This window comes from Streptomyces sp. NPDC006012 (genome assembly GCF_042871185.1).
Taxonomy (GTDB): Bacteria; Actinomycetota; Actinomycetes; order Streptomycetales; family Streptomycetaceae; genus Streptomyces.
Genome location: NZ_JBIAIE010000003.1, coordinates 530765 through 550964 on the forward strand (window position 1 = coordinate 530765; position 20200 = coordinate 550964).

A 20200-nucleotide genomic window follows, 5' to 3' on the forward strand; every position below is an offset into this window, starting at 1 on the left:
GCGACCTCCTACCCGTCGATCGGGAAGCGGTAGACCGTCGAGTTCCGGGGCTGGAAGCCGAGGCGTTCGTAGAGGCGGTTCGCCGCCGCGCGGTCCGGCCGGGAGGTGAGATCGACCGTCCGGGCACCCGCCTCCGTGGCGATGCGCACCGCCTCCCGCAGGAGCAGGCCCGCGATGCCCCGGCCGCGCGCGCCCTCGTCGACGACGACGTCCTCGATACGGCCCCGCAGCCCCGCCGGCAGGGGCAGCAGCACCAGGGTCAGCGTGCCGACGATCGCGTCGGGCGTCCGCGCGAGGAGCACCGTGTTCGCGTCCGACGTCACCATGCGGTGGATCGCCTCGTGGTCGAGGGGCTCGGCCGTCGAGGACAACTGGGGCAGCAACCGGCCGAACGCGTCGACGAGTTCCTGACTCGCTTCCCGGGCGATGTCCACACGGATGTCCATACCTGTCCGGAGGTCCATGCGGCGAGCCTATCCGTCGCCCGGGTCCGTGCCCGGCACGGACCCGGGCGGATCACCCCGGCAGACGGCGGAGCCCCCGGCACCGCTGCCGACCGACCGGCAACTCCCCGTCCGGAGACGTCAGTTGAGCAGTGATGCCGGGCTGCCGCCGTTCGCCTCGAAGCCCGCGACCGCCAGGGCGCGGTAGACGGCGAACTCCGCGGCCGGCTCGGCGGACAGCGTCCAGGGGAGCGCGCCGACATGGCCGTCCACATGCACCAGCTGGCTCATCGCCTCCGCCCAGCGCTCGGCGCGGACCAGGAAGAAGACCAGCAGATGGCGGACGTGGGCCGGCATCGGGTCGTCGGAGCGGGCCGCGTGCACCGCGTACAGCGCGCCGTGCATCGCCTTCGTGACGACCTCGCTCTGGTAGAAGCTGCTGACCAGGTTCACCTCGGGCAGGTGCTCGAAGACCGCGAACAGGGGCATGGCGGCCAGCAGGGAGCCCTGCGGGGCGCGGGCCGCGGCGGCCTCGGCGAACGAGTACGCCAGCTCGCGCGAGCCGTGCCACTTCTCGCACCAGTAGTGCAGCGCCGCGAGGTGGGCGCCCATGTGGGCCGGGGCGCGGTCCAGGATCTTCAGCCAGAGCTGCTCGAAATCCTCGCGCGGATAAGCCAGTCCGCGGGCCACCGACAGCTCGACGATGTACGGGACCGGGTCGCCGGGAGCCAGCAGCGCCGCCTGCCCGCAGGCGTTTCTGGCCTCCTCCATGATGATCCGGAATTCGTCCGTCCCCGGTGTGGACGTGCGCCACGCCTGCTGCACCAGGAACTCCGCGTGCACCGCGGCGCCGCCCGCGTCCTTGGGCTGCTCGGCCCGCCACACCCGTAGCCACTGGCCGCCCGGTGTCTCGTGCACCCCGCCCGGCCGCTGCTGCAACTCCAGGGCCGCGGCGCCCGCGAATGCCTGGACGCGCTGCCAGCGCAGCTCGCCCGCCGCCTCGGTGCCGGCCAGCAACTGCGCCGCCGACCGGTAGTCCTGGGTGCGCTGCACCAGGTCCAGGACGTCCAGGAGGTCCTGGTCGGGGCCGGGCATCCGGATGTCCAGGTCCTCCTGGCGCACGAAGCCGTACGCCGCCGGGTCGGCCGCGTCCGGGTGGTCCGGGGAGACGCGCTCGATCCCGGCACGCCTGCGCCGCAGGAACGGAATCGCCACGAAGCTCAGCAGGAGCAGCGCCAACAGGACCCAGAGAATCGACATGCCTCAAGCGAACCAGACGCCGCCGACAAATGGCGAACCCGTCCGGTCCCCTGTGGAAAACCTCCCGCGACCCGGCCCCGAGACCACCGCGGGCCTCGCACGACGGGGCACCCCGCGAACCGCAGGCGGGGGCCTGGCCGACCGTAGGACGGCTCCTCTGCGAACCGCCCGACGGCCCACCGCCGACCCGGGAGAACCCTTCCTTCAGGAACGGGAGAACCTTTCCACCAGGACCGGGCGAGTCCTTCCCGCAGAACCGGCGGAGCCATGATCCGGCGGCGGACCCCTCGGCGCACTACGCTCGGGGCCCATGAGCGACAGGCACATCAGTCAGCATTTCGAGACACGCGCGATCCACGCGGGCAACACCGCCGATCCCCGCACCGGCGCGGTCGTACCGCCGATCTACCAGGTCTCGACGTACAAACAGGACGGCGTGGGCGGCCTGCGCGAGGGCTACGAGTACAGCCGCAGCGCCAACCCCACCAGGACCGCGCTGGAGGAGAACCTCGCCGCGCTGGAGGGCGGTAGCCGCGGTCTCGCCTTCGCGTCCGGCCTGGCCGCCGAGGACGCCCTGCTGCGTACGCTGCTCAGCCCCGGCGACCACGTGGTCATCCCGAACGACGCGTACGGCGGTACGTTCCGTCTCTTCGCCAAGGTCGTCACCCGGTGGGGGGTGGAATGGTCCGTCGCCGACACCAGTGACCCGGCAGCGGTACGGGCCGCCCTCACCCCGAGGACCAAGGCCGTATGGGTGGAGACCCCCTCCAACCCGCTGCTCGGCATCACCGACATCGCCGCCGTCGCCCAGGTCGCGCACGACGCGGGTGCGCGGCTCGTCGTCGACAACACCTTCGCCACCCCCTACCTCCAGCAGCCGCTGGGGCTCGGCGCCGACGTGGTCGTGCACTCGCTCACCAAGTACATGGGCGGGCACTCCGATGTCGTCGGCGGCGCGCTGATCGTGGCTGATCAGGCGCTGGGCGAGGAACTGGCCTTCCACCAGAACGCCATGGGCGCGGTCGCCGGACCCTTCGACTCCTGGCTGGTGCTGCGCGGCACCAAGACGCTCGCCGTGCGCATGGACCGGCACACCGAGAACGCCACCAAGATCGCCGACATGCTGGGCCGGCACGCGCGCGTGACGCGCGTTCTGTACCCGGGCCTGCCGGACCACCCCGGTCACGAGGTCGCCGCGAAGCAGATGAAGGCGTTCGGCGGCATGGTCTCCTTCCTGGTCGAGGGCGGCGAGGAGGCGGCCGTCGAGGTCTGCAACCGCACCAAGGTGTTCACCCTCGGCGAGTCGCTGGGCGGGGTCGAATCACTGATCGAGCACCCCGGCCGGATGACGCACGCCTCGGTGGTCGGCTCGGCCCTGGAGGTCCCGGGCGACCTGGTCCGGCTCTCCGTGGGCATCGAGAACGTCGACGACCTCCTGGAGGACCTGAAGCAGGCGCTGGGCTGAGCGGACCGGGCGGGGTCCGCCGCGGGTTCGGCGGCGCCTCTGAAGCGGCGCGCTCCGTGACGGCGCCTCTAGGGGCGCGGGCCGTATCGATGTGCGGCTTCGCCCGCGGTGGGGCCCGGTTCTGGCGGAGCCGGGAACTCCGGGGGAGACCGACGGCGGGAAGGCCGGCGCCCAGCGCCGCACCCCCAACTGCCGCGGCACACCCGGCGAAGCGCTCGCTCGGCCCCGCTCACCAGCCGGTCAGCGGTGGAGTCGTCTGGGACGGCGGCTCCACCCAGGGACGTGCCGTCACCGCCCAGACCGCGAACGCCACGGCCGCGGCGCACAGGACCAGCCACAGCAGGCGCCGGGCGGCGGTCCTGCGCCGCAGCAGGCGGTTCCCGCGCCGTACGGCCTGCGTGTACAGGTCCGGCGGCACCGGGGGCGGCACCCGCTCCATGATCCGTCGCGCGGCGGCCTCCCGCTCCGGCCGGTTCACCCGTCTCTCCCCCCGCTCGTGGCTCCCACCACCGCGCCGTACCCCCGCCTCATGACGGTGCCGGCTCCGCCACGGCACCCGCCGCGGCCTCGCGCGGCGGGTGCAGCAGCGTGGCCGTCGCCCGCTCGCAGATCGCGTGGACCCGCTCAACCGGAAGCCCGAGCAGGGCCGCCGCCTGCTCCTCGGCGACGCCCTCGTACAGCCTGAGGACGAGGATCAGACGCTCCTGGGGGGCGAGCACGGCCGTCGGGCCCGCGGGATGCGTGCGGCCACGCCCCAGGCCGGCGTACTGGTGCCAGGCTGTGCGCGCGAAGCGCAGGGCGAGGTACTGGCGGGCCCGGTCGTAGGGGTCCTCGCCGTGCAGCCGGTCCCAGCACGCGTACGTGTGCGCGAGCGCCAGCGTCAGCAGCCGCCGCGCGCGCGGGTTGTCACCGGGGGCCTCGGCGGTGAGCAGGGTCGCGGCATGCAGCAGCCGCCCTGCCGCGCCCGCGACGAACGCCTCGAACTCCCGGGCCCGGCGGGCGCCCTGCGGCGCCTGCCGTTCGCGCACCGTGCCTCCCCAGTGCGGGGCCCCGCCCGGTACGGCGGGATGCGACGCCGGGTACGCCGCGGGACCCCGGTCTCATATGAGGACAGCGGCGGCCCGGGGTCAAGACTCCGGTCGTCAGGAGACCGGGGGAGTCTCCTGCGCCGTGCCGCCCGGTACCGCCGTCCGGGCGGACAGCGCGCTGTTGAAGCGCGTCAGGAGCGCACAGAACGTGTCGCGCTCCTCCGCCGCCCAGTCGTGTGTCAGCTCGGCCATCAACTGGCGCCGGGACGAGCGCACCTCGTCCAGCCGGGCCGCCCCGCGCGGGGAGAGCTGGAGCACCACCGCCCGTCCGTCCTCGGGGTGCGAGGTCCGCTTGACGAGCCCGGTGTCGACCAGCGGAGCCACCTGCCGGGTCACCGTCGACGAGTCGATCCCCATGCTCGCGGCGAGCGCCTTGACCCCCATCGGGCCTTCCTGGTCGAGGCGGTTGAGCAGCAGGTACGCGGCACGGTCCATGGAATTGCGCACCTGCCCGACGCCACCGAGCCGGGTCTGCTCGGCCCGGCGGGCGAACAGCGCGACCTGGTGCTGGAGGGTGTCGAGGAGACCGGTGTCACCTACGGTCGTCATGTCCATCGACATTTCAGGTGTTGTGGGCATGGCGGTTGCTCACTTCATGAGGGCTGCTGGGTTGGGGGACAGGGTACGCGGCCGGGGCGTAGGCCGTACCGGCGCTGCACGAACCGGTCTCGGCGCTTGGTCACACCCGCTGCTCGCGACTGTGAACTGCGAGACTTGAGCCATGAGCTACAGCACGGCCGGTGTGCTGCGTCCCGTCACCCTCGACGACGTACGCGGTGCCCAGAAGATGCTCTCCGGGGTCGCCCGGGTGACCGCGCTGGAGAGCAGCAGGCATCTGTCCCAGCTGGTGGGCACGCCGGTGCTCCTCAAGTGCGAGAACCTCCAGCGGACCGGATCGTTCAAGCTGCGCGGCGCCTATGTGCGGATCGCCGGGCTGCTGCCGGAGGAGCGTGCCGCCGGCGTGGTGGCCGCGAGCGCCGGCAACCATGCGCAGGGCGTCGCCCTCGCGTCGTCGCTGCTCGGCGTGCACGCCACGGTGTTCATGCCGAAGGCCGCCCCGCTGCCGAAGATCAGCGCCACCCGGGAGTACGGCGCGGAGGTGCGCCTGCACGGCCAGGTGGTCGACGAGACGCTGGCCGCCGCGCAGGAGTACGCGGAGCGGACCGGTGCCGTGTTCATCCACCCCTTCGACCACCCCGACGTCATCGCGGGCCAGGGCACGGTCGGCCTGGAGATCCTGGAGCAGTGCCCGGAGGTCGGCACCATCGTCGTCGGCATCGGCGGCGGCGGACTCGCGGCCGGTATCGCGGTCGCGGTGAAGGCGCTGCGGCCCGAGGTGCGGATCATCGGGGTGCAGGCGGCGGGTTCGGCGGCGTATCCGCCCTCGCTCGCGGCCGGGCGGCCGGTGTCCATCGAGGGCCCGGCGACGATGGCGGACGGCATCAAGGTGGGGCGGCCCGGCGACGTGCCGTTCCGGATCATCGCGGAATCGGTCGACGAGATCCGTACGGTCACGGAGGACCAGTTGTCGGCGGCGCTGCTGCTGTGCCTGGAACGGGCCAAGCTGGTTGTCGAGCCGGCCGGGGCGAGCCCGGTCGCGGCGCTGCTCGGCTGCGAGCCCGGCGCCGTCGCCGGACCGGTCGTCGCCGTGCTGTCCGGCGGCAACGTCGATCCGGTGCTGCTCCAGCGGGTGCTGCGCCACGGCATGACCGCGCAGGGCCGCTACCTGGCCGTACGGCTGCGGCTGACGGACCGGCCGGGCGCCCTCGCGACGATGCTCGGGGTGTTGTCAGTGGTCGACGCTAACGTGCTCGACGTGAGTCATGTACGGACCGATCCGCGGCTCGGGCTCACGGAGGCGGAGGTGGAGCTGCATCTGGAGACGAAGGGGCCGACGCACTGCGCCGAGGTCGGCCAGGCCCTGCGCGAGGCGGGTTACACCGTCATCGACTGACCCGGCGCCGACCGTCGGCCGGTCGTCTCTCCTGGTCAGGAGGTCTGCATCACTCGTTCGGGAAAACCCGTTGAGAAACGCGATACATCGCGTTACGGTGTGTCGTGTTCGGTCGGAGCCTGTTCCGGTTCCTTCGGGCGTCCCCACCCGACCAACCGTCCCGAACCCAGCACACCTCTCATAACCCTCATAACATCTGCAACCCTTTAAAGCAATCCTTCAGGCAATTCCGACGACGTGGAGACATACATGCCAGGCGCCATCTATGCCGAAGGTCTGGTCAAGACCTTCGGCGACGTACGGGCACTGGACGGCGTCGACCTCGATGTCCCCGAGGGCACGGTCCTCGGCCTGCTCGGGCCGAACGGCGCGGGCAAGACGACGAGCGTCCGCTGTCTGACCACCCTGCTGCGGCCCGACAGCGGCAAGGCGGTCGTCGCGGGCGTGGACGTGCTCAAGCACCCCGACACCGTGCGCCGCTCCATCGGCCTGTCCGGGCAGTTCGCGGCGGTCGACGAATACCTCACCGGCCGCGAGAACCTCCAGATGGTGGGCCAGCTCTACCAGATGCGGGCGAAGGCGGCCAAGGCCCGGGCCGCGGAGCTGCTGGAGCAGTTCCACCTCACCGAGGCCGCCGACCGGCCCACGAAGACCTACTCCGGAGGCATGCGCCGCCGGCTCGACCTCGCGGCGGCCCTCGTGGTCTCGCCGCCCGTGATGTTCATGGACGAGCCGACGACCGGCCTCGACCCGCGCAACCGCCAGGAGCTGTGGGAGGTCATCAAGCAACTGGTCTCCGGTGGTACGACGCTGCTGCTCACCACCCAGTACCTCGAAGAGGCCGACCACCTCGCCCACGAGATCGCGGTCGTCGACCACGGCCGGGTCATCGCCAAGGGCACCTCCGACCAGCTGAAGTCCCGCACCGGCGGTGAGCGCGTCGAGGTCGTGGTGCACGAGCGCGAGCACATCGCCACCGCCGTCGAGCTGCTGCGCGGCTTCGGCAAGGGCGACACCACGGTCGAGGAGCACACTCGCAAGCTCACCGTGCCCGTCACCGGCGGTGCCAAGCTGCTCGCCGAGGTGATCCGTGAACTGGACAGCCGCGGCATCGAGATAGACGACATCGGACTGCGCCGCCCCACCCTCGACGACGTCTTCCTCTCCCTGACGGGCCACCGGGCCGAGGTCGGCGAGGGCGAGGCGGACAGCGCGGACGACGACGGCGCAGACCCCAAGAACACCGGCAAGAACAGCCGCAAGGAGGCCGTGAAGTGAGCGCCGTCACCGACACCGTGCAGGTCACGGCGTCCGGCAACCCCCTCAGTCGATCGATCAGGGACTCGCTGATCGTCGCCAGACGGAACCTGATCCGCATGACCAGGATTCCCGAGATGTTGCTGTTCGGGCTGATTCAGCCGGTGATGTTCGTGATCCTCTTCACGTACGTCTTCGGCGGCTCGATGAAGATCGGCAACACCACCGACCCGTCGGTCTACAAGAACTTCCTGATGGCCGGCATCTTCGCGCAGACCGTCACCTTCGCCACCGCGGGAGCGGGCGCCGGCATAGCCGACGACATGCACAAGGGGCTCATCGACCGGTTCCGCTCCCTGCCCATGGCGCGCGGCGCCGTGCTGACCGGCCGCACCCTCGCGGACCTCGTGCAGACCGCGCTGACGTTGCTGGTCCTCGCGATCGTCGCGCTGCTCGTGGGCTGGCGCCCCGGCTCCGCGGAGCCGACCAACATCGGGAAGGTCCTGGGCGGCTTCGCCCTGCTGCTTCTTCTGGGATACGCCTTCACCTGGATCGGCGCGCTGATCGGCCTGTCCGTGCGCACTCCGGAAGCGGCGACCTCCGGCGGTCTGATCTGGCTCTTTCCCGTGACCTTCATCTCGAACGCGTTCGTCGACTCGCAGCAGATGACGCCCTGGCTGCGGCACATCGCCGACTGGAACCCGTTCAGCGCCATCGTCCAGGCGTGCCGTGAACTCTTCGGGGCTCCCGGTCTGTCCCAGTCCAGCGCCTTGCCCATGCAGCACCCGGTGTGGGCGTCGCTGATCTACGCGGTCCTGATCATCGTCATCTTCCGCACGCTCGCGGTCCGCAAGTACCGCTCGGCCGCCGCCTGACGCAGGCGCGACTCCCGGTCCGGACATAAAGCCGGACATGGCGAGGCCCCCGGCGTCGATAGACGCCGGGGGCCTCGTACGAAAGCGATCGGTCCCGGTCAGCCCGAGTACGGCTCGGCCTTGAGGATCTTCACCGTGGCCTTCTTGCCGTTGGGCAGCTCGTACTCCGCGTTCTCGCCGACCTTGTGACCGGTCACACCGGCGCCCAGCGGGGACTGCGGGGAGTACGTCTCGATGTCGGCGCTCGCGTACTCCCGGGAGGCGAGCAGGAACGTCAGGGTGTCGTCCTCGTCACCGTCGAAGGCGATCGTCACCACCATGCCGGGGGCGACCGCACCGTCCGCCGAGGCGGGGGCCTCGCCGACCTTGGCGTTCTCCAGGAGCTGGGTCAGCTGGCGTACCCGGAGTTCCTGCTTGCCCTGCTCCTCCTTGGCCGCGTGATACCCGCCGTTCTCGCGCAGGTCGCCCTCCTCGCGCGCGGCCGCGATCTTGGCGGCGATCTCCGTGCGCGCAGGACCAGACAGGTGCTCCAGCTCGGCCCTGAGCTGGTTGTACGCCTCCTGGGTCAGCCAGGTGACGTTCTCGCTGGTCTGGGTCACAGGTGCTCCTCGTCGGTACTGGGAATACAAAGCATCGCCCTACCCAGAAGAATGTTCCTTCATGGATGGGCGAAACCACGAGCCTAACAATTCAATGGCGGAAGGGGGAGGACATAAGCCATCAGAATCGTGTCAGTGCAGGTCAGAGGTGATGTTTCCGGACCGCATCAGTCGGCGTGGCAGCCGAGCAGTTCGGCCGTGGTGCCCTGAGCGGTCGTACGCAGCGTGACGATCCGGTCGAAGCGGGTGGCCGACCCGGTGAAGCGGAAGTCGGCCCGGCCCACCTCCGCGCCGTCGGCGGACTGCGAGCGCAGGGTGCAGTAGCCGTCGGTCCCGGCGGCCTTGTGGACCTCCAGATGCACGGAGACCGAGCTGTCCGAGGCCTGGAACGAGATCACTTGCGCGCTGATCTCGCTCCGTACGACGTAGTGGTAGGCGAAGTAGCCGACCAGCGCGAGCAGGGCCGCGCCGAGCACCGCGCCGATGATCTTGAGCTTGTGGTCGGCACGCTGGTCCGAGGAACGCCCGTAGCGGCCTTCGGGCAGCCGCGTGCTCACCGTGCTCATGATCGTCCTCTCGGCAGGACCGGGGGACGGGAGCCTCGGCGGGAAGCCCGGACCGGCCCGTGGAATTATTCGCCCCCCGATTCGGTCACTATAGAAGCCGCCCGTCGGCCATCTGACCGCCACCCCGCAAGGAGGTGCTTGCGGCACGGCCCCCATTGGATTGCGCCCGAAGATCCGGGCGCCGACCTACCGAGGATTGAGTCTTGACTGACCAGCTGCGACTGATGGCCGTGCACGCGCACCCCGACGACGAGTCGAGCAAGGGTGCGGCCACCATGGCGAAGTACGTGTCGGAGGGGGTGGACGTGCTGGTCGTGACCTGCACGGGCGGGGAGCGCGGCTCCATCCTCAATCCGAAACTGAAGGGTGACACGTACATCGAGGAACACATCCACGAGGTACGCAAGAAGGAGATGGACGAGGCCCGCGAGATCCTGGGCGTCAAGCAGGAGTGGCTCGGCTTCGTCGACTCCGGCCTGCCGGAGGGCGACCCGCTGCCGCCGCTGCCCGAGGGCTGCTTCGCCCTGGAGGACGTCGACAAGGCGGCCGGGGAACTCGTCAAGCAGATCCGTTCCTTCCGTCCCCAGGTGATCACCACCTACGACGAGAACGGCGGCTACCCGCACCCCGACCACATCATGACCTACAAGATCACGATGGTGGCCTTCGAGGGCGCCGCGGACGCGGAGAAGTACCCGGAGTCCGAGTACGGCCCGGTCTACCAGCCGCTCAAGGTCTACTACAACCAGGGCTTCAACCGTCCCCGCACCGAGGCGCTGCACAAAGCGCTGCTGGCCCGCGGCCTGGAGTCGCCCTATGGGGACTGGCTGGCGCGCTGGAAGGAGATCGAGCGCGTCGAGCGCGTCCTGACCACGCACATCCCCTGCGCCGACTTCTTCGAGATCCGCGACAAGGCACTGCTGGCGCACGCCACGCAGATCGACCCCGACGGCGGCTGGTTCCGGGTGCCGATGGACCTCCAGAAGGAGGTCTGGCCGACGGAGGAGTACGAGCTGGCGAAGTCGCTCGTCGACACCTCCCTACCCGAGGACGACCTCTTTGCGGGCATCCGCGACAATGCCTGACATGAGCTTCAGCCTGGCACTGACAGACGTCGTCCCCCTCGCGGAGATCGACGACAACAAGGTCACCCCCGGCGTCCTCGGCTTCATCGTCTTCGCGGTGATGGCCCTGGCCGTGTGGGGTCTGATGAAGTCGATGAGCAAGCACATGCAGAAGGTCGACTTCAAGGAGTCCCCGGACTCCCGCGCGGAGTCCGGGACGGCGTCCTCCGCCGGCCCGGACGCCCGGCGGGGCTGACCGGCGTCACGACGCGGCCGGTACCGGCACCCCCATCACCTCACGGGCGTGCCGGTTCGGCACCATGCCCAGACGCCAGGCCTGCCACCCGGCCTCCAACTGCACACCGCGCTCCAGCAGCAGCGCGTACGCCGCCAGGTACTCGGCCAGCTTCTGGTCCCGGGTGCCGTGCGCGGCCCGGGCCAGCTGGGCCAGTTCCTCCTGCGCCACCGCCGTGCCGATCTCCACGCCGCCGGGGGCGGCGTAGGGGAGCAGGGTGCAGCGCAGGAAGCGGGCCCAGTCCTCGCCCCGCTGGTCGCCGTACGAGGTGAACAGGCCGATCGCCTCGTCGCACAGGGCCAGCGCCTGCTGGGTGCGCGTGTTGCCCGCGTCGACGACCGCAAGCTCCAGGCAGGTCCAGGCCTCGCCGTGGGTGACGCCGATGCGCTGGAAGTCGGCGCGGGCGTCCATCAGGAGCTGACGGGCGAAGCCGGAGTTGCGCAGCGAGCCCGTCTGGGTGGCGCGCTGGTCGCGGGTGACCCGGGCCGAGTGGTGGCGGGCGCAGGCCAGGCCGTACACGTCACGCATCCGGGAGAACATCGTGCGGGACCGCTCCAGCTCGCGCACGGCCCGGTCCAGGTCGCCGGTCTCCTCCAGGGCCTGGCCGAGGTAGTAGCCCGTCCACGCCTCACCGCGCGCGTCCTCGTTGTCGTGGTGCCGGACGGCCGCCTGCCGCAGCGCCTCGGCCGCCTCGGAGGCGTCCCCGTCGACCAGCCGGGCCCGGGCCAGCTGGGTCAGGGCCCACGCCTCGCCGCGGGCGTCACGGGTGCGGCGGTAGCGGTCGAGGGCGGACTGGAGTTCCCGCTCCGCGCGCGGCACGTCGCCCATCCGCAGCGCCAGCTGGCCCAGCTGGAAGTGGGCCCACGCCTCGCCGTGCACCGAACCGCCCTCGCGGTGCAGGACCAGGGACCTGGTGAGCAGGTCCAGGGCCTCCGCCAGCCGGGCGCGGTCCCGCTGCACGGCGGCCAGCGCGTGCATTGTCCAGGCCCGGTCGGTCGCCAGCTCGGGCGCCGCCTGGAGGTCCAGCGCCTCCTGGAGCTTGGCCCCGGCCTCGGTGAGCTGGCCCTGATGGTGCAGGGTGATGCCCAGGGAGCACAGCGCCCGGGCCGCGCCCGCGTCGTGGCGGGCCTCCAGGTAGAGGTCGACGACCGAGCTGAGCGTCGTGCGGGCCTTGTCCAGTTCGCCCAGCTGGCGGGCGGCGATGCCGGTGCGCCACTGCACCGAGCGGATCAGCAGGCCCTGGTCGACGGCCTGAGCCAGCTCGCTGATCTCGCCGAGGCGGTACAGGTCGCCGCGGAGCAGGCAGTAGTCGCACAGGGCGCCGAGCAGGTTCAGTACGGCGGTCTGGTTCACGCCCTCAGCGTGGCGCAGCGCCGCCGTGATGAAGCTGGACTCGTCGTCCAGCCAGCGCAGGGCCTCTTCGAGCGAGGTGAAGCCGTGCGGTCCGAAGCGGTCCGAGCGGGTCGACATGTTGCCGTCGACCAGGCGCAGCACGGAGTCGGCCAGCTCGCCGTAGTTCACGATCAGGCGCTCCTGCGCCGCCGTGCGCTCGGCCTGCTCCTCCTCGTCGCCCAGCCGGGCCAGGGCGAACGCGCGCACCAGGTCGTGCAGCCGGTACCGGCGGCCCCGTACATGGTCGATCAGGCCCGCCTGCGCGAGCTTGGCCAGGTGCCGGGCCGCCTCCGCCTCGTCCGTGCCGAGCAGGGCGGCGGCCGCGGCGGCGCCCAGGGAGGAGCGGCCGGCCAGGGCCAGCCTGCGCAGCAGCGTGCGGGCCGGTTCCGCCTGGTCGGTGTAGCGCAGCCACAGGACGCGTTCGACCGGATCGACCGGGCCGTACGCGTCGAGGTCGGCGGCCAGCCGGCGCGGTGAGCGCGGTCCGAGCGACGAGCCGGCGATGCGCAGGGCGAGGGGCAGGCCGCCGCACAACTGCCGGATCCGGTCGCTGGATTCGGCGTCGTAGGGGCCCGAGGAGTCCTGCGCCGCGGCGCCGAGCAGCTCCTCCGCGCCGGCCTCGTCGAGGGCCTCCACCGGGAGGTGGTGCACCCAGGCGGGCAGGCCGGCGGGCAGTTCGAGCGGTTCCGCGGCGGTGACCAGGATCAGGCTGTCGGAGCGCTCGGGGAGCAGGGCGCGGATCTGCTCGGCGTTCGAGGCGTCGTCCAGCACGATCGTCACCGCAAGGCCCGTCAGATGCTGGTGGTACAGCTCGCTGAGCCGTTTGACCTGCTGGTCGAGGGAGGAACGCTCGCGGAACAGCAACTGCTCGCGGGGTGCCCCGAGCCGGTTCAGCAGATGCAGCAGGGCGTCGCGGGCGGGCAGCGGCGGCTCGTCGCGGCTGCCGCCGCGCAGATCGACGACGACCGCGCCGCGGAAGTGGTCCCGCAGTTCGTGCGTGGCCCGGACGGCGAGCGTGGTGCGGCCCGAGCCCGGACGGCCGTGCAGCACGACCACCGTCGGCCGGCTCTCGGTACTCGCCCGGGCCTCCCGCACCCACTGCCGCAGTCGTGCCATCTCCGCCCGGCGTCCCGCGAACGGTCCCTCGGGCTGAGGGAGTTGGCCGAAGGACTCCTGGAGCACCGTGCGCCTGCGGGCCGCCGCGCTCTTGTCCGCGCCGCGCAGCCTGGGGCCCTGCCGCTTGGGGCCGGTCGAGGCGCTGAGCACCCGCTGCTGGTCGAGGAACGGCCGGATGCCGCGCACCTCAAGCGCCGTCAGCCACTGCAGCCGCAGCTGCTCGGGTCCGCCCGGCTGGCCCACCGCGCCCGCCCGGTGGTGGGCGGCCGGCAGATGGACGCCGGCCACCTTCACCACGGTGGCGGCGGCGCCCACCACGCCCACGGCCGCGCCCGCGCCCAGTGCCGTGCCCGTCCCGGTGCCCAGCGACAGGTCGGCGACCAGGGCGGCGACCGCGGCGACGCCCGCCACCAGCAGGGGAGTTCCGGCGCCGTCCTTGGCGTAGCGCTGGGCGAAGGTGAGCCGGCCGTCCTCCGTCTCGTCGAGGGCGTGCGTGTACGCGGCGTACTCCTCGGCGGCGGTCTGCGCCATGGCGTCCAGTGAGCCGCGCGCCCGGGTCAGCAGCACCTGCCCGTCGACGCGCCCGCCCGAGCGCCGCACCTCCTCCTCGACCGCCCGCACCACCAGCCGCTCGGCTTCGGTGCGATGGCTGTCCCGCATGTCCCGTCCCCCTCCAGCCACAATTCTCAGGACTACGAGTGTCCTTCGGACCCGGCACGAACGCGAGGGGGCCGCGATCAACGGGGACGGTTTCGTGACGTCCAGGGCGTTCGATCATTTTCACGGGGGTCGGAATCGATGCCGCGCCCGCACCGGGTCCGAGGGCGCGTTGCAGATGGCCCGCGACACCTGCGAGCGGATGGCGCGCGGCGGGATCTACGAGGGATCTTGCTTCGACAACGCCGCCGCGGAGAGTTTCCGGGCCCTGCTCAAAGAAGAGATCGGCACTCGCATCCGGCCCGACCGGGCCACCGTCCGCGCCGAGATCTTCGACTTCGTCGAGACGTTCTACGACCGCCGCCTACGCAAACACAGGACCTTTGGCCACCTCACCCCAGCCGGGACCCGGCAACGGCACCAACACGACCTCACGACATAAAGATCGAAGGTCGCAAGTCGGCTGGAGGCGACGCCGATGTCGGTCGCGCTCGCCCGGCTGATGCAGCGCTCGCCGAACATCCTGCTCATTCCCGGTAGTCCCCGACCACGACCAAGCAGTTGCACCCGTACTATCGGGCGGACCGGGCGAAACCGCTTAGCACGCTGGTTTGCCCGGGACGAGTTGCCGGACGCTCTCGGCGATCCGGTCGAGGTCGACGTCGGCGGCGAGGGTGGTCTCGTCGGGGTGCCGGGTGATCGGCTCCCGCACGCCGAGGAGGCCCTGCATCAGCCCGGGGTAGACCGTCCGGCCGATGAGGATCTCGGCTGATTCCCGTGCCGCCTCATGCGTCAGGCCCCAGGTCTGGGAGACATACGCGGCGATGCGCGTCGTGGGGGCCTCGAAGACTGCCTCGTAGTAGCCGGACGCGATCTCGGGTGCCCGCTCGGCCTCCGTGATTCCCATCCGCAGCGTGCGCAGGGACGAGGACCACAGCAGCAGCTGCAGCAGCCGCCCGCAGTAGCGCACGAGGGCGTCGGCCGGATCGGCCCGCTCCGGGGTGACGTAGTGCTCCGGTGAGCCCAGGCGGTCGAGGTAGAGCTCGCGGACCAGGGCGACCACGCCGGAGAAGAGGGCGTCCTTGCTGGGGAAGTGGGCGTAGAGCGAGCGCTTGGAGGTCTCGGCCCGCTGGGCGACGACGTCCATCGAGGTGCGCTCGAAGCCGGCTTCGAGGAACACGTCCTTCGCGGTCCACAGGATGTGCTCTCGGAGTTCCTTGCCCCGTCGAGCCGCCATGGTTGCCCCTTCCTGAAGTAAACGGTACGGTCTAGTTTACATGCTGGCTGCACAAAGGACTGCTCATGATCGTCGTCACTGCCCCCACAGCCAAGATCGGCCGCCGTGTCGTCGAGCAGTTGCTCGACGCCGGCGAGTCCGTCCGGGTCGTCGTCCGTGACCCGAAGCGGCTCTCTCCCGCCGTCCGTGAACGTGTCGAGATCGTTCATGGCTCCCACCGCGACGCCGCAGTGGTCGACAAGGCGTTCGCGGATGCCGACGCGGTGTTCTGGCTGATGCCCAGTGACCTCCGTGCCCCCGACGTGATGACCGCCTATGTCGAGGCCAGCAGGCCGGGCGTCGAGGCCGTCGCCACGCATGGCGTCCGTCACGTCGTCGGGGTCTCGGCGCTGGGCCGGGGGACCGCCGTCGCCGGCCGGGCCGGCAACGTCACCGCCTCGCTGGCCATGGACGACCTGTTCGCCGAGGTCACGAACTACCGCTCGCTGGCCAACCCGACCTTCATGGACAACACACTGCGTGACATCACCGCCATCCTGGGCGAGGGTGTGATCTCAGGGCCCCTCGCGCCCGACCACAAGCTGCCGCTGGTGGCCACCCGGGACATCGGCACTGTCGCCGCCGGCCTGCTCCTCGACCGCACCTGGGCCGGGTTCGCCGACGTCCCGGTGCTCGGCCCCGAGGACCTGTCGGGCAACGACATGGCCGCCGTCATCACCGACGCGCTCGGCATTCCGGTGCGCTACGTGCAGGTCGAGGCGGCGTCGCTGGAGACCGCCATGCTCTCCTTCGGCGCCTCGCCCGGCATGGCTCAGGCGATGGCCGACATGGCGACGGCCAAGATCGACGGCCTCGACGAGGGCGTCGTCCGCATCGCCGAGAACAGCACGCCGACCACCTTCCGCCAGTGGTGCACGGAGGTCCTCCGACCCGCCGTCGACGCGGCCCGTTCCTGACCGCACCACAGGAGGACGAGATGACTCTCATCTGTGTCGAGGAACACGCGATCGACCCGGCGATCATGGACGCCGCCGCCCCGGTGCTTGCCCGCGAGGCGCCCTATCTGCGCTTCCAGAGCGCAAGCTCGGCGCCTGTGCGGCCAGGTCCCGGACGGTCCCCCGCGGTCGACCAGACGACGGCTTACCGGCTCGGCGCCGATCTCGGCGAAGACCGGATCCGGCGGATGGACGAGCATGGCATCGACGTGCAGATCGTGTCCTGGACGAGTCCGGTCCAGATGGTGCCCGCCGATCCGGGCATCGCGCTGTGCCGTGCCGCCAACGACCGCCTCGCGGCCGCGGTGGCCGCCCACCCCGACCGGCTGTACGGGTTCGCGGCCCTGCCATGGCAGGAGCCGGCCGCCGCGGTCGCCGAGCTGGACCGGGCCGTGTCCGGGCTCGGCATGCGCGGAGTGCTGATCCTTGGCCGGCCGGGCGAGCGATTCCTCGACGACCCGGTGTACCGGCCGGTCCTGGCCCGGATCGCCGAGCTGCGGGTTCCGCTCTACGTGCACCCGTTCGTCCCGGTTCCCCAGGTCCAGCAGGCGTACTACGCAGGGTTCCGTGACAAGGTCACGGCGGAGCTGTCGCTGGGCGGCTGGGGCTGGCACCATGAGGCAGGAATCCAGGTGCTGCGGATGATCCTCGGCGGGGTCTTCGACAGCCTCCCGGACCTGCAGGTCCTCAGCGGTCACTGGGGCGAGATGGTGCCGTTCTTCCTGAACCGCCTCGACGACGTGCTGTCACCGGGTGACACAGGGCTGTCGCGGACCATCACCGAGACCTACCGCTCGAACGTCTGGGTCACCCCGAGCGGCATGGAGCACCGCGCCGAATTCGAGTTCGTACGCTCCACCATCGGACTCGGCCGGGTGATCTGGTCGACCGACTATCCCTTCCTGCGGCTCGGCAGGGTGCCGGACTTCATCGACGGGCTCGACCTGACCGCCGAGGAACGGGCGGCGGTCACCCACCACAACGCGGAGCGGCTGTTCAGACTCTGACCGGTAGCTTCGGCGGGCCGACCGCCGCGGCCCGGGGCAGCTCGGCCCAGCTCGACGCCGTGGCGGGATGCCGGTTCTTCGATACCGGCGGCTTGCCGGCACCGGGCCGGGACGGTCTCGATGCACCGGCTGGGGAACCGGGCTTCGCCCGCCGTACCTCAACGCTCTGCGGACGCGGGCAGGTGTCGGTCTGCGCGGCTCGGCCGGCTTCTCCCAGAGGCGCCGGAGACCGGTCGAGAGGGGGCGGGCCCGGCGAAGCCGAGTGCGGCTACTGCTGCCGGTGCACGCTCCTTGGCCTGCCGTCGGCGACCTGACCGACCATCTGCGCGAGGTCGCACCCCGCGACGCCTACGCCGTGCATGGCGGCGCCCTCAACGACCTCGGCACCGCCATGGTTGAGGGCTTCCTCGGCGAGCGTGGTCCCGGAGTCCCGGCCCGCTACCACCGGTTGGCCCCGGGCACGAGCGTCCGGATCGACTGAGGCCCGGTGGCAGCACCTTCCTCGCCGGTTCGGGTCTGCCGAACGGACCGGTGTGGCCAGGATGGTCGGCTTACTGGCGGCCCGCCGTCAGGCGGCCATCGAAGGTGATGTCGCGATCGGGAAACAGCCGCTGGGCGGCCGGCCGAGAGAGCCTGACACTGCCGCGCCGGCCGGCTTCGTGAGGTGGACGCGTCGCGGATGGCCACGCCTCAGGTTGGATCGTGTAACGATGGCGGTATGAACCGACTTGCCAACGAGCAGTCGCCCTACCTACTCCAGCACGCCTCCAATCCAGTGGACTGGTGGCCATGGGGAGAGGAGGCGATGGAAGAAGCTAAGCGGCGGGACGTACCCATCCTCTTGAGTGTGGGCTATGCGTCCTGCCACTTATAGCTTCTGCTGATTCACTGGTGCCATGTCATGGCGCACGAGTCCTTCGAGGACGACGACACCGCCGCGTACATGAACGAGCATTTCGTGTCCGTCAAGGTGGACCGTGAAGAGCGCCCCGACGTCGATGCCGTCTACATGGAGGCGGTGCAGGCGGCCACCGGGCAGGGCGGCTGGCCCATGACAGTGTTCCTCACGCCGGACGCCGAGCCCTTCTACTTCGGTACGTACTTCCCGCCCGAGCCGCGGCCCGGCATGCCGTCGTTCCGGCAGGTGCTCGAAGGGGTCCGGCAGGCATGGGCGGACCGGCGGGACGAGGTGGCCGAGGTCGCCGGAAAGATCGTGCGCGACCTCGCCGGACGGGAGATCGAATACCAGGGCGCGCGGCCGCCCGGCGACGAGGACCAGGCGCAGGCCCTCCTCGGGCTCACCCGGGACTACGACCCCGAGCGCGGCGGCTTCGGCGGGGCGCCGAAGTTCCCGCCGTCCATGGTCATCGAGTTCCTGCTGAGGCACCACGCCCGCACCGGGTCCGAGGGCGCGCTGCAGATGGCCCGCGACACCTGCGAGCGGATGGCGCGCGGCGGGATCTACGACCAGCTCGGCGGCGGTTTCGCCCGCTACTCGGTGGACCGGGACTGGATCGTGCCGCACTTCGAGAAGATGCTGTACGACAACGCCCTGCTGTGCCGCGTCTACGCCCACCTGTGGCGCTCCACCGGCTCCGAGCAGGCCCGCAGGGTCGCCGTGGAGACCGCGGACTTCATGGTGCGCGAACTGGGCACCGCCGAGGGCGGGTTCGCCTCCGCGCTCGACGCCGACAGCGACGACGGCAGCGGACGGCACGTCGAGGGCGCGTACTACGTGTGGACGCCCGAGGAGCTGCGCGAGGTCCTGGGGGACGACGACGCGCAGGTCGCCGCCCAGCACTTCGGGGTGACCGAGGACGGCACCTTCGAGCACGGCCGGTCCGTCCTCCGGCTGCCGCAGGAGGAGGGCGTGTTCGACGCGGAGCGGATCGCGTCGATCCGCGAGCGGCTGCTGCGGGCGCGGCAGCAGCGCCCGGGGCCCGGCCGCGACGACAAGATCGTCGCGGCGTGGAACGGCCTGGCGATCGCCGCGCTGGCCGAGACCGGCGCCTACTTCGACCGGCCCGACCTGGTCGACGCCGCGGTCGCCGCCGCCGACCTCCTGGTCCGGCTGCACCTGGACGACCAGGGCCGGCTGCTCCGCACCAGCCGGGACGGCCGGGCCGGCGCCAACGCGGGTGTGCTGGAGGACTACGCCGACGTCGCCGAGGGCTTCCTCGCGCTCGCCTCCGTCACCGGCGACGGGGCCTGGCTCGACTTCGCCGGGCTGCTCCTCGGCCAGGTCCTCACCCGCTTCACCGACGTGGACAGCGGTGCCTTCCACGACACCGCGGCCGACGCCGAACAGCTCATCCGCCGCCCGCAGGACCCCACCGACAACGCCACGCCGGCCGGCTGGACCGCCGCGGCGGGCGCCCTGCTCGGCTATGCCGCGCACACCGGTTCCGAACCGCTGCGCGCCGCCGCGGAGCGGGCGCTCGGGGTGGTGACGGCGCTCGGACCGCGGGTCCCGCGGTTCATCGGCTGGGGGCTGGCGGTCGCCGAGGCGCTGCTCGACGGCCCGCGGGAGATCGCGGTGGTCGGCCCGGACCTGGCCGACGGGGCGACCGAGGCCCTGCACCGTACGGCCCTGCGGGGCACCGCCCCGGGCGCCGTGGTCGCCGCCGGCACCCCGGACGGCACCGAGTTCCCGCTCCTCGCCGGCCGGTCCCTGGTCGAGGGTGCGCCCGCCGCGTACGTCTGCCGCAACTTCACCTGTGACGCCCCGACGACCGATCCGGAGCGGTTGCGCACCGTGCTGAGCAGCTGAAAGGACATGTCCCGCAGTGCCCCGAACGGGCTTGCTCAGCACATTCGTTCACCAGCGACCCGATTGTGTGGAAACAAGTTCTTCACCCAAAGTGCCTGCGCGCTTCACAGATCACGCATAATCTCTGCAGGGTGACGCGGCGGCTCTGACCCGCCGTCGC

General features: G+C 71.4%; 19 protein-coding genes and 2 pseudogenes. 12 read left to right on the forward strand and 9 right to left on the reverse strand.

The window, feature by feature from the left end; translation table 11 throughout:
- Nucleotides 1–8 precede the first annotated feature (8 nt).
- Together ACFYPJ_RS09305 and ACFYPJ_RS09310 are read right to left on the reverse strand one after the other, a co-directional pair.
- Nucleotides 9–464 (reverse strand): GNAT family N-acetyltransferase, encoded by a 456-nt coding sequence (locus tag ACFYPJ_RS09305; protein WP_389012841.1) that lies wholly within the window; start codon nt 462–464, stop codon nt 9–11.
- A 120-nt stretch (nt 465–584) separates the two neighbouring features.
- Nucleotides 585–1703, reverse strand: a complete 1119-nt coding sequence (locus ACFYPJ_RS09310; protein ID WP_389012844.1) for a hypothetical protein — start codon at nt 1701–1703, stop codon at nt 585–587.
- Between the two features lie 310 nt (nt 1704–2013).
- Between ACFYPJ_RS09310 and ACFYPJ_RS09315 the strand changes: the two genes are divergently transcribed.
- Complete coding sequence (locus tag ACFYPJ_RS09315; protein ID WP_389012847.1) at nt 2014–3168, forward strand: cystathionine gamma-synthase; 1155 nt, start codon at nt 2014–2016, stop codon at nt 3166–3168.
- Nucleotides 3169–3397: 229 nt separating this feature from the next.
- Here the strand turns inward: ACFYPJ_RS09315 and ACFYPJ_RS09320 are convergent, their stop codons facing one another.
- The 3 genes from ACFYPJ_RS09320 to ACFYPJ_RS09330 form a co-directional block, all read right to left on the reverse strand.
- A complete protein-coding gene (locus ACFYPJ_RS09320; protein ID WP_389012850.1) occupies nt 3398–3646 on the reverse strand; it encodes a hypothetical protein in 249 nt (82 codons plus the stop codon).
- A gap of 49 nt (nt 3647–3695) precedes the next feature.
- Nucleotides 3696–4196 (reverse strand): sigma factor-like helix-turn-helix DNA-binding protein, encoded by a 501-nt coding sequence (locus ACFYPJ_RS09325; RefSeq protein WP_389012853.1) that lies wholly within the window; start codon nt 4194–4196, stop codon nt 3696–3698.
- Between the two features lie 114 nt (nt 4197–4310).
- Nucleotides 4311–4817, reverse strand: a complete 507-nt coding sequence (locus ACFYPJ_RS09330; protein WP_389013001.1) for a MarR family winged helix-turn-helix transcriptional regulator — start codon at nt 4815–4817, stop codon at nt 4311–4313.
- A gap of 160 nt (nt 4818–4977) precedes the next feature.
- Between ACFYPJ_RS09330 and ilvA the strand changes: the two genes are divergently transcribed.
- The 3 genes from ilvA (at nt 4978) to ACFYPJ_RS09345 (ending at nt 8342) form a co-directional block, all read left to right on the forward strand.
- The gene (gene ilvA, locus ACFYPJ_RS09335; RefSeq protein WP_389012856.1) at nt 4978–6210 is read left to right on the forward strand and encodes a threonine ammonia-lyase; all 1233 of its coding nucleotides are present in this window, start codon (nt 4978–4980) and stop codon (nt 6208–6210) included.
- Between the two features lie 249 nt (nt 6211–6459).
- Entirely contained in the window at nt 6460–7488 is a 1029-nt protein-coding gene (locus tag ACFYPJ_RS09340) for an ATP-binding cassette domain-containing protein (protein WP_389012859.1), read from the forward strand.
- Complete coding sequence (locus ACFYPJ_RS09345; protein WP_389012862.1) at nt 7485–8342, forward strand: ABC transporter permease; 858 nt, start codon at nt 7485–7487, stop codon at nt 8340–8342. Before ACFYPJ_RS09340 ends, ACFYPJ_RS09345 begins: the two co-directional genes overlap by 4 nt.
- 98 nt (nt 8343–8440) lie before the next feature.
- Here ACFYPJ_RS09345 and greA read toward each other — a convergent pair whose 3' ends face one another.
- Together greA and ACFYPJ_RS09355 are read right to left on the reverse strand one after the other, a co-directional pair.
- Complete coding sequence (greA, locus tag ACFYPJ_RS09350; RefSeq protein WP_389012865.1) at nt 8441–8941, reverse strand: transcription elongation factor GreA; 501 nt, start codon at nt 8939–8941, stop codon at nt 8441–8443.
- 167 nt (nt 8942–9108) lie between these two features.
- Nucleotides 9109–9507, reverse strand: a complete 399-nt coding sequence (locus tag ACFYPJ_RS09355; RefSeq protein ID WP_389012868.1) for a DUF4307 domain-containing protein — start codon at nt 9505–9507, stop codon at nt 9109–9111.
- Between the two features lie 203 nt (nt 9508–9710).
- On the opposite strand from ACFYPJ_RS09355, the gene mca reads away from it, so the two are divergent.
- Both mca and ACFYPJ_RS09365 read left to right on the forward strand, forming a co-directional pair.
- Nucleotides 9711–10592, forward strand: coding sequence for a mycothiol conjugate amidase Mca (gene mca / locus ACFYPJ_RS09360; protein ID WP_389012870.1), 882 nt, complete (start codon nt 9711–9713; stop codon nt 10590–10592).
- Nucleotide 10593: 1 nt separating this feature from the next.
- On the forward strand, nt 10594–10827 hold the full coding sequence (locus ACFYPJ_RS09365; RefSeq protein WP_389012873.1) for a hypothetical protein: 234 nt from the start codon (nt 10594–10596) through the stop codon (nt 10825–10827).
- Between the two features lie 6 nt (nt 10828–10833).
- Here ACFYPJ_RS09365 and ACFYPJ_RS09370 read toward each other — a convergent pair whose 3' ends face one another.
- Nucleotides 10834–14034: a tetratricopeptide repeat protein gene (locus ACFYPJ_RS09370; RefSeq protein ID WP_389012876.1), complete on the reverse strand. Its 3201-nt coding sequence runs from the start codon at nt 14032–14034 to the stop codon at nt 10834–10836.
- 175 nt (nt 14035–14209) lie between these two features.
- On the opposite strand from ACFYPJ_RS09370, the gene ACFYPJ_RS09375 reads away from it, so the two are divergent.
- Both ACFYPJ_RS09375 and ACFYPJ_RS09380 read left to right on the forward strand, forming a co-directional pair.
- Complete coding sequence (locus ACFYPJ_RS09375) at nt 14210–14473, forward strand: hypothetical protein (RefSeq protein WP_389013010.1); 264 nt, start codon at nt 14210–14212, stop codon at nt 14471–14473.
- A 3-nt stretch (nt 14474–14476) separates the two neighbouring features.
- Nucleotides 14477–14572, forward strand: a pseudogene (locus tag ACFYPJ_RS09380) (oxidoreductase); the annotation flags it as partial.
- A gap of 57 nt (nt 14573–14629) precedes the next feature.
- Here ACFYPJ_RS09380 and ACFYPJ_RS09385 read toward each other — a convergent pair.
- On the reverse strand, nt 14630–15268 hold the full coding sequence (locus tag ACFYPJ_RS09385) for a TetR/AcrR family transcriptional regulator (RefSeq protein WP_389012879.1): 639 nt from the start codon (nt 15266–15268) through the stop codon (nt 14630–14632).
- A 65-nt stretch (nt 15269–15333) separates the two neighbouring features.
- Here ACFYPJ_RS09385 and ACFYPJ_RS09390 point away from each other — a divergent pair, with 65 nt between their 5' ends.
- The 4 genes and pseudogenes from ACFYPJ_RS09390 (at nt 15334) to ACFYPJ_RS09405 (ending at nt 20040) form a co-directional block, all read left to right on the forward strand.
- Complete coding sequence (locus ACFYPJ_RS09390; protein WP_389012882.1) at nt 15334–16224, forward strand: NAD(P)H-binding protein; 891 nt, start codon at nt 15334–15336, stop codon at nt 16222–16224.
- Nucleotides 16225–16244: 20 nt separating this feature from the next.
- Entirely contained in the window at nt 16245–17270 is a 1026-nt protein-coding gene (locus ACFYPJ_RS09395) for an amidohydrolase family protein (protein WP_389012885.1), read from the forward strand.
- Between the two features lie 280 nt (nt 17271–17550).
- The gene (locus ACFYPJ_RS09400) at nt 17551–17751 is read left to right on the forward strand and encodes a hypothetical protein (protein ID WP_389012888.1); all 201 of its coding nucleotides are present in this window, start codon (nt 17551–17553) and stop codon (nt 17749–17751) included.
- 237 nt (nt 17752–17988) lie between these two features.
- Nucleotides 17989–20040 (forward strand): annotated as a pseudogene (locus ACFYPJ_RS09405) (thioredoxin domain-containing protein).
- Nucleotides 20041–20200 lie beyond the last annotated feature (160 nt).

Bases quoted from the DNA above. Each gene is read 5' to 3' on its own strand.
- ACFYPJ_RS09355 (WP_389012868.1), bottom strand. From the start codon at position 9,507: ATGAGCACGGTGAGCACGCGGCTGCCCGAAGGCCGCTACGGGCGTTCC.
- ACFYPJ_RS09395 (WP_389012885.1), top strand. From the start codon at position 16,245: ATGACTCTCATCTGTGTCGAGGAACACGCGATCGACCCGGCGATCATG.
- ACFYPJ_RS09370 (WP_389012876.1), bottom strand. From the start codon at position 14,034: ATGCGGGACAGCCATCGCACCGAAGCCGAGCGGCTGGTGGTGCGGGCG.
- ACFYPJ_RS09315 (WP_389012847.1), top strand. From the start codon at position 2,014: ATGAGCGACAGGCACATCAGTCAGCATTTCGAGACACGCGCGATCCAC.
- ilvA (WP_389012856.1), top strand. From the start codon at position 4,978: ATGAGCTACAGCACGGCCGGTGTGCTGCGTCCCGTCACCCTCGACGAC.
- ACFYPJ_RS09375 (WP_389013010.1), top strand. From the start codon at position 14,210: ATGGCCCGCGACACCTGCGAGCGGATGGCGCGCGGCGGGATCTACGAG.
- ACFYPJ_RS09305 (WP_389012841.1), bottom strand. From the start codon at position 464: ATGGACCTCCGGACAGGTATGGACATCCGTGTGGACATCGCCCGGGAA.
- ACFYPJ_RS09390 (WP_389012882.1), top strand. From the start codon at position 15,334: ATGATCGTCGTCACTGCCCCCACAGCCAAGATCGGCCGCCGTGTCGTC.
- ACFYPJ_RS09385 (WP_389012879.1), bottom strand. From the start codon at position 15,268: ATGGCGGCTCGACGGGGCAAGGAACTCCGAGAGCACATCCTGTGGACC.
- ACFYPJ_RS09365 (WP_389012873.1), top strand. From the start codon at position 10,594: ATGAGCTTCAGCCTGGCACTGACAGACGTCGTCCCCCTCGCGGAGATC.
- ACFYPJ_RS09340 (WP_389012859.1), top strand. From the start codon at position 6,460: ATGCCAGGCGCCATCTATGCCGAAGGTCTGGTCAAGACCTTCGGCGAC.
- ACFYPJ_RS09330 (WP_389013001.1), bottom strand. From the start codon at position 4,817: ATGTCGATGGACATGACGACCGTAGGTGACACCGGTCTCCTCGACACC.
- ACFYPJ_RS09310 (WP_389012844.1), bottom strand. From the start codon at position 1,703: ATGTCGATTCTCTGGGTCCTGTTGGCGCTGCTCCTGCTGAGCTTCGTG.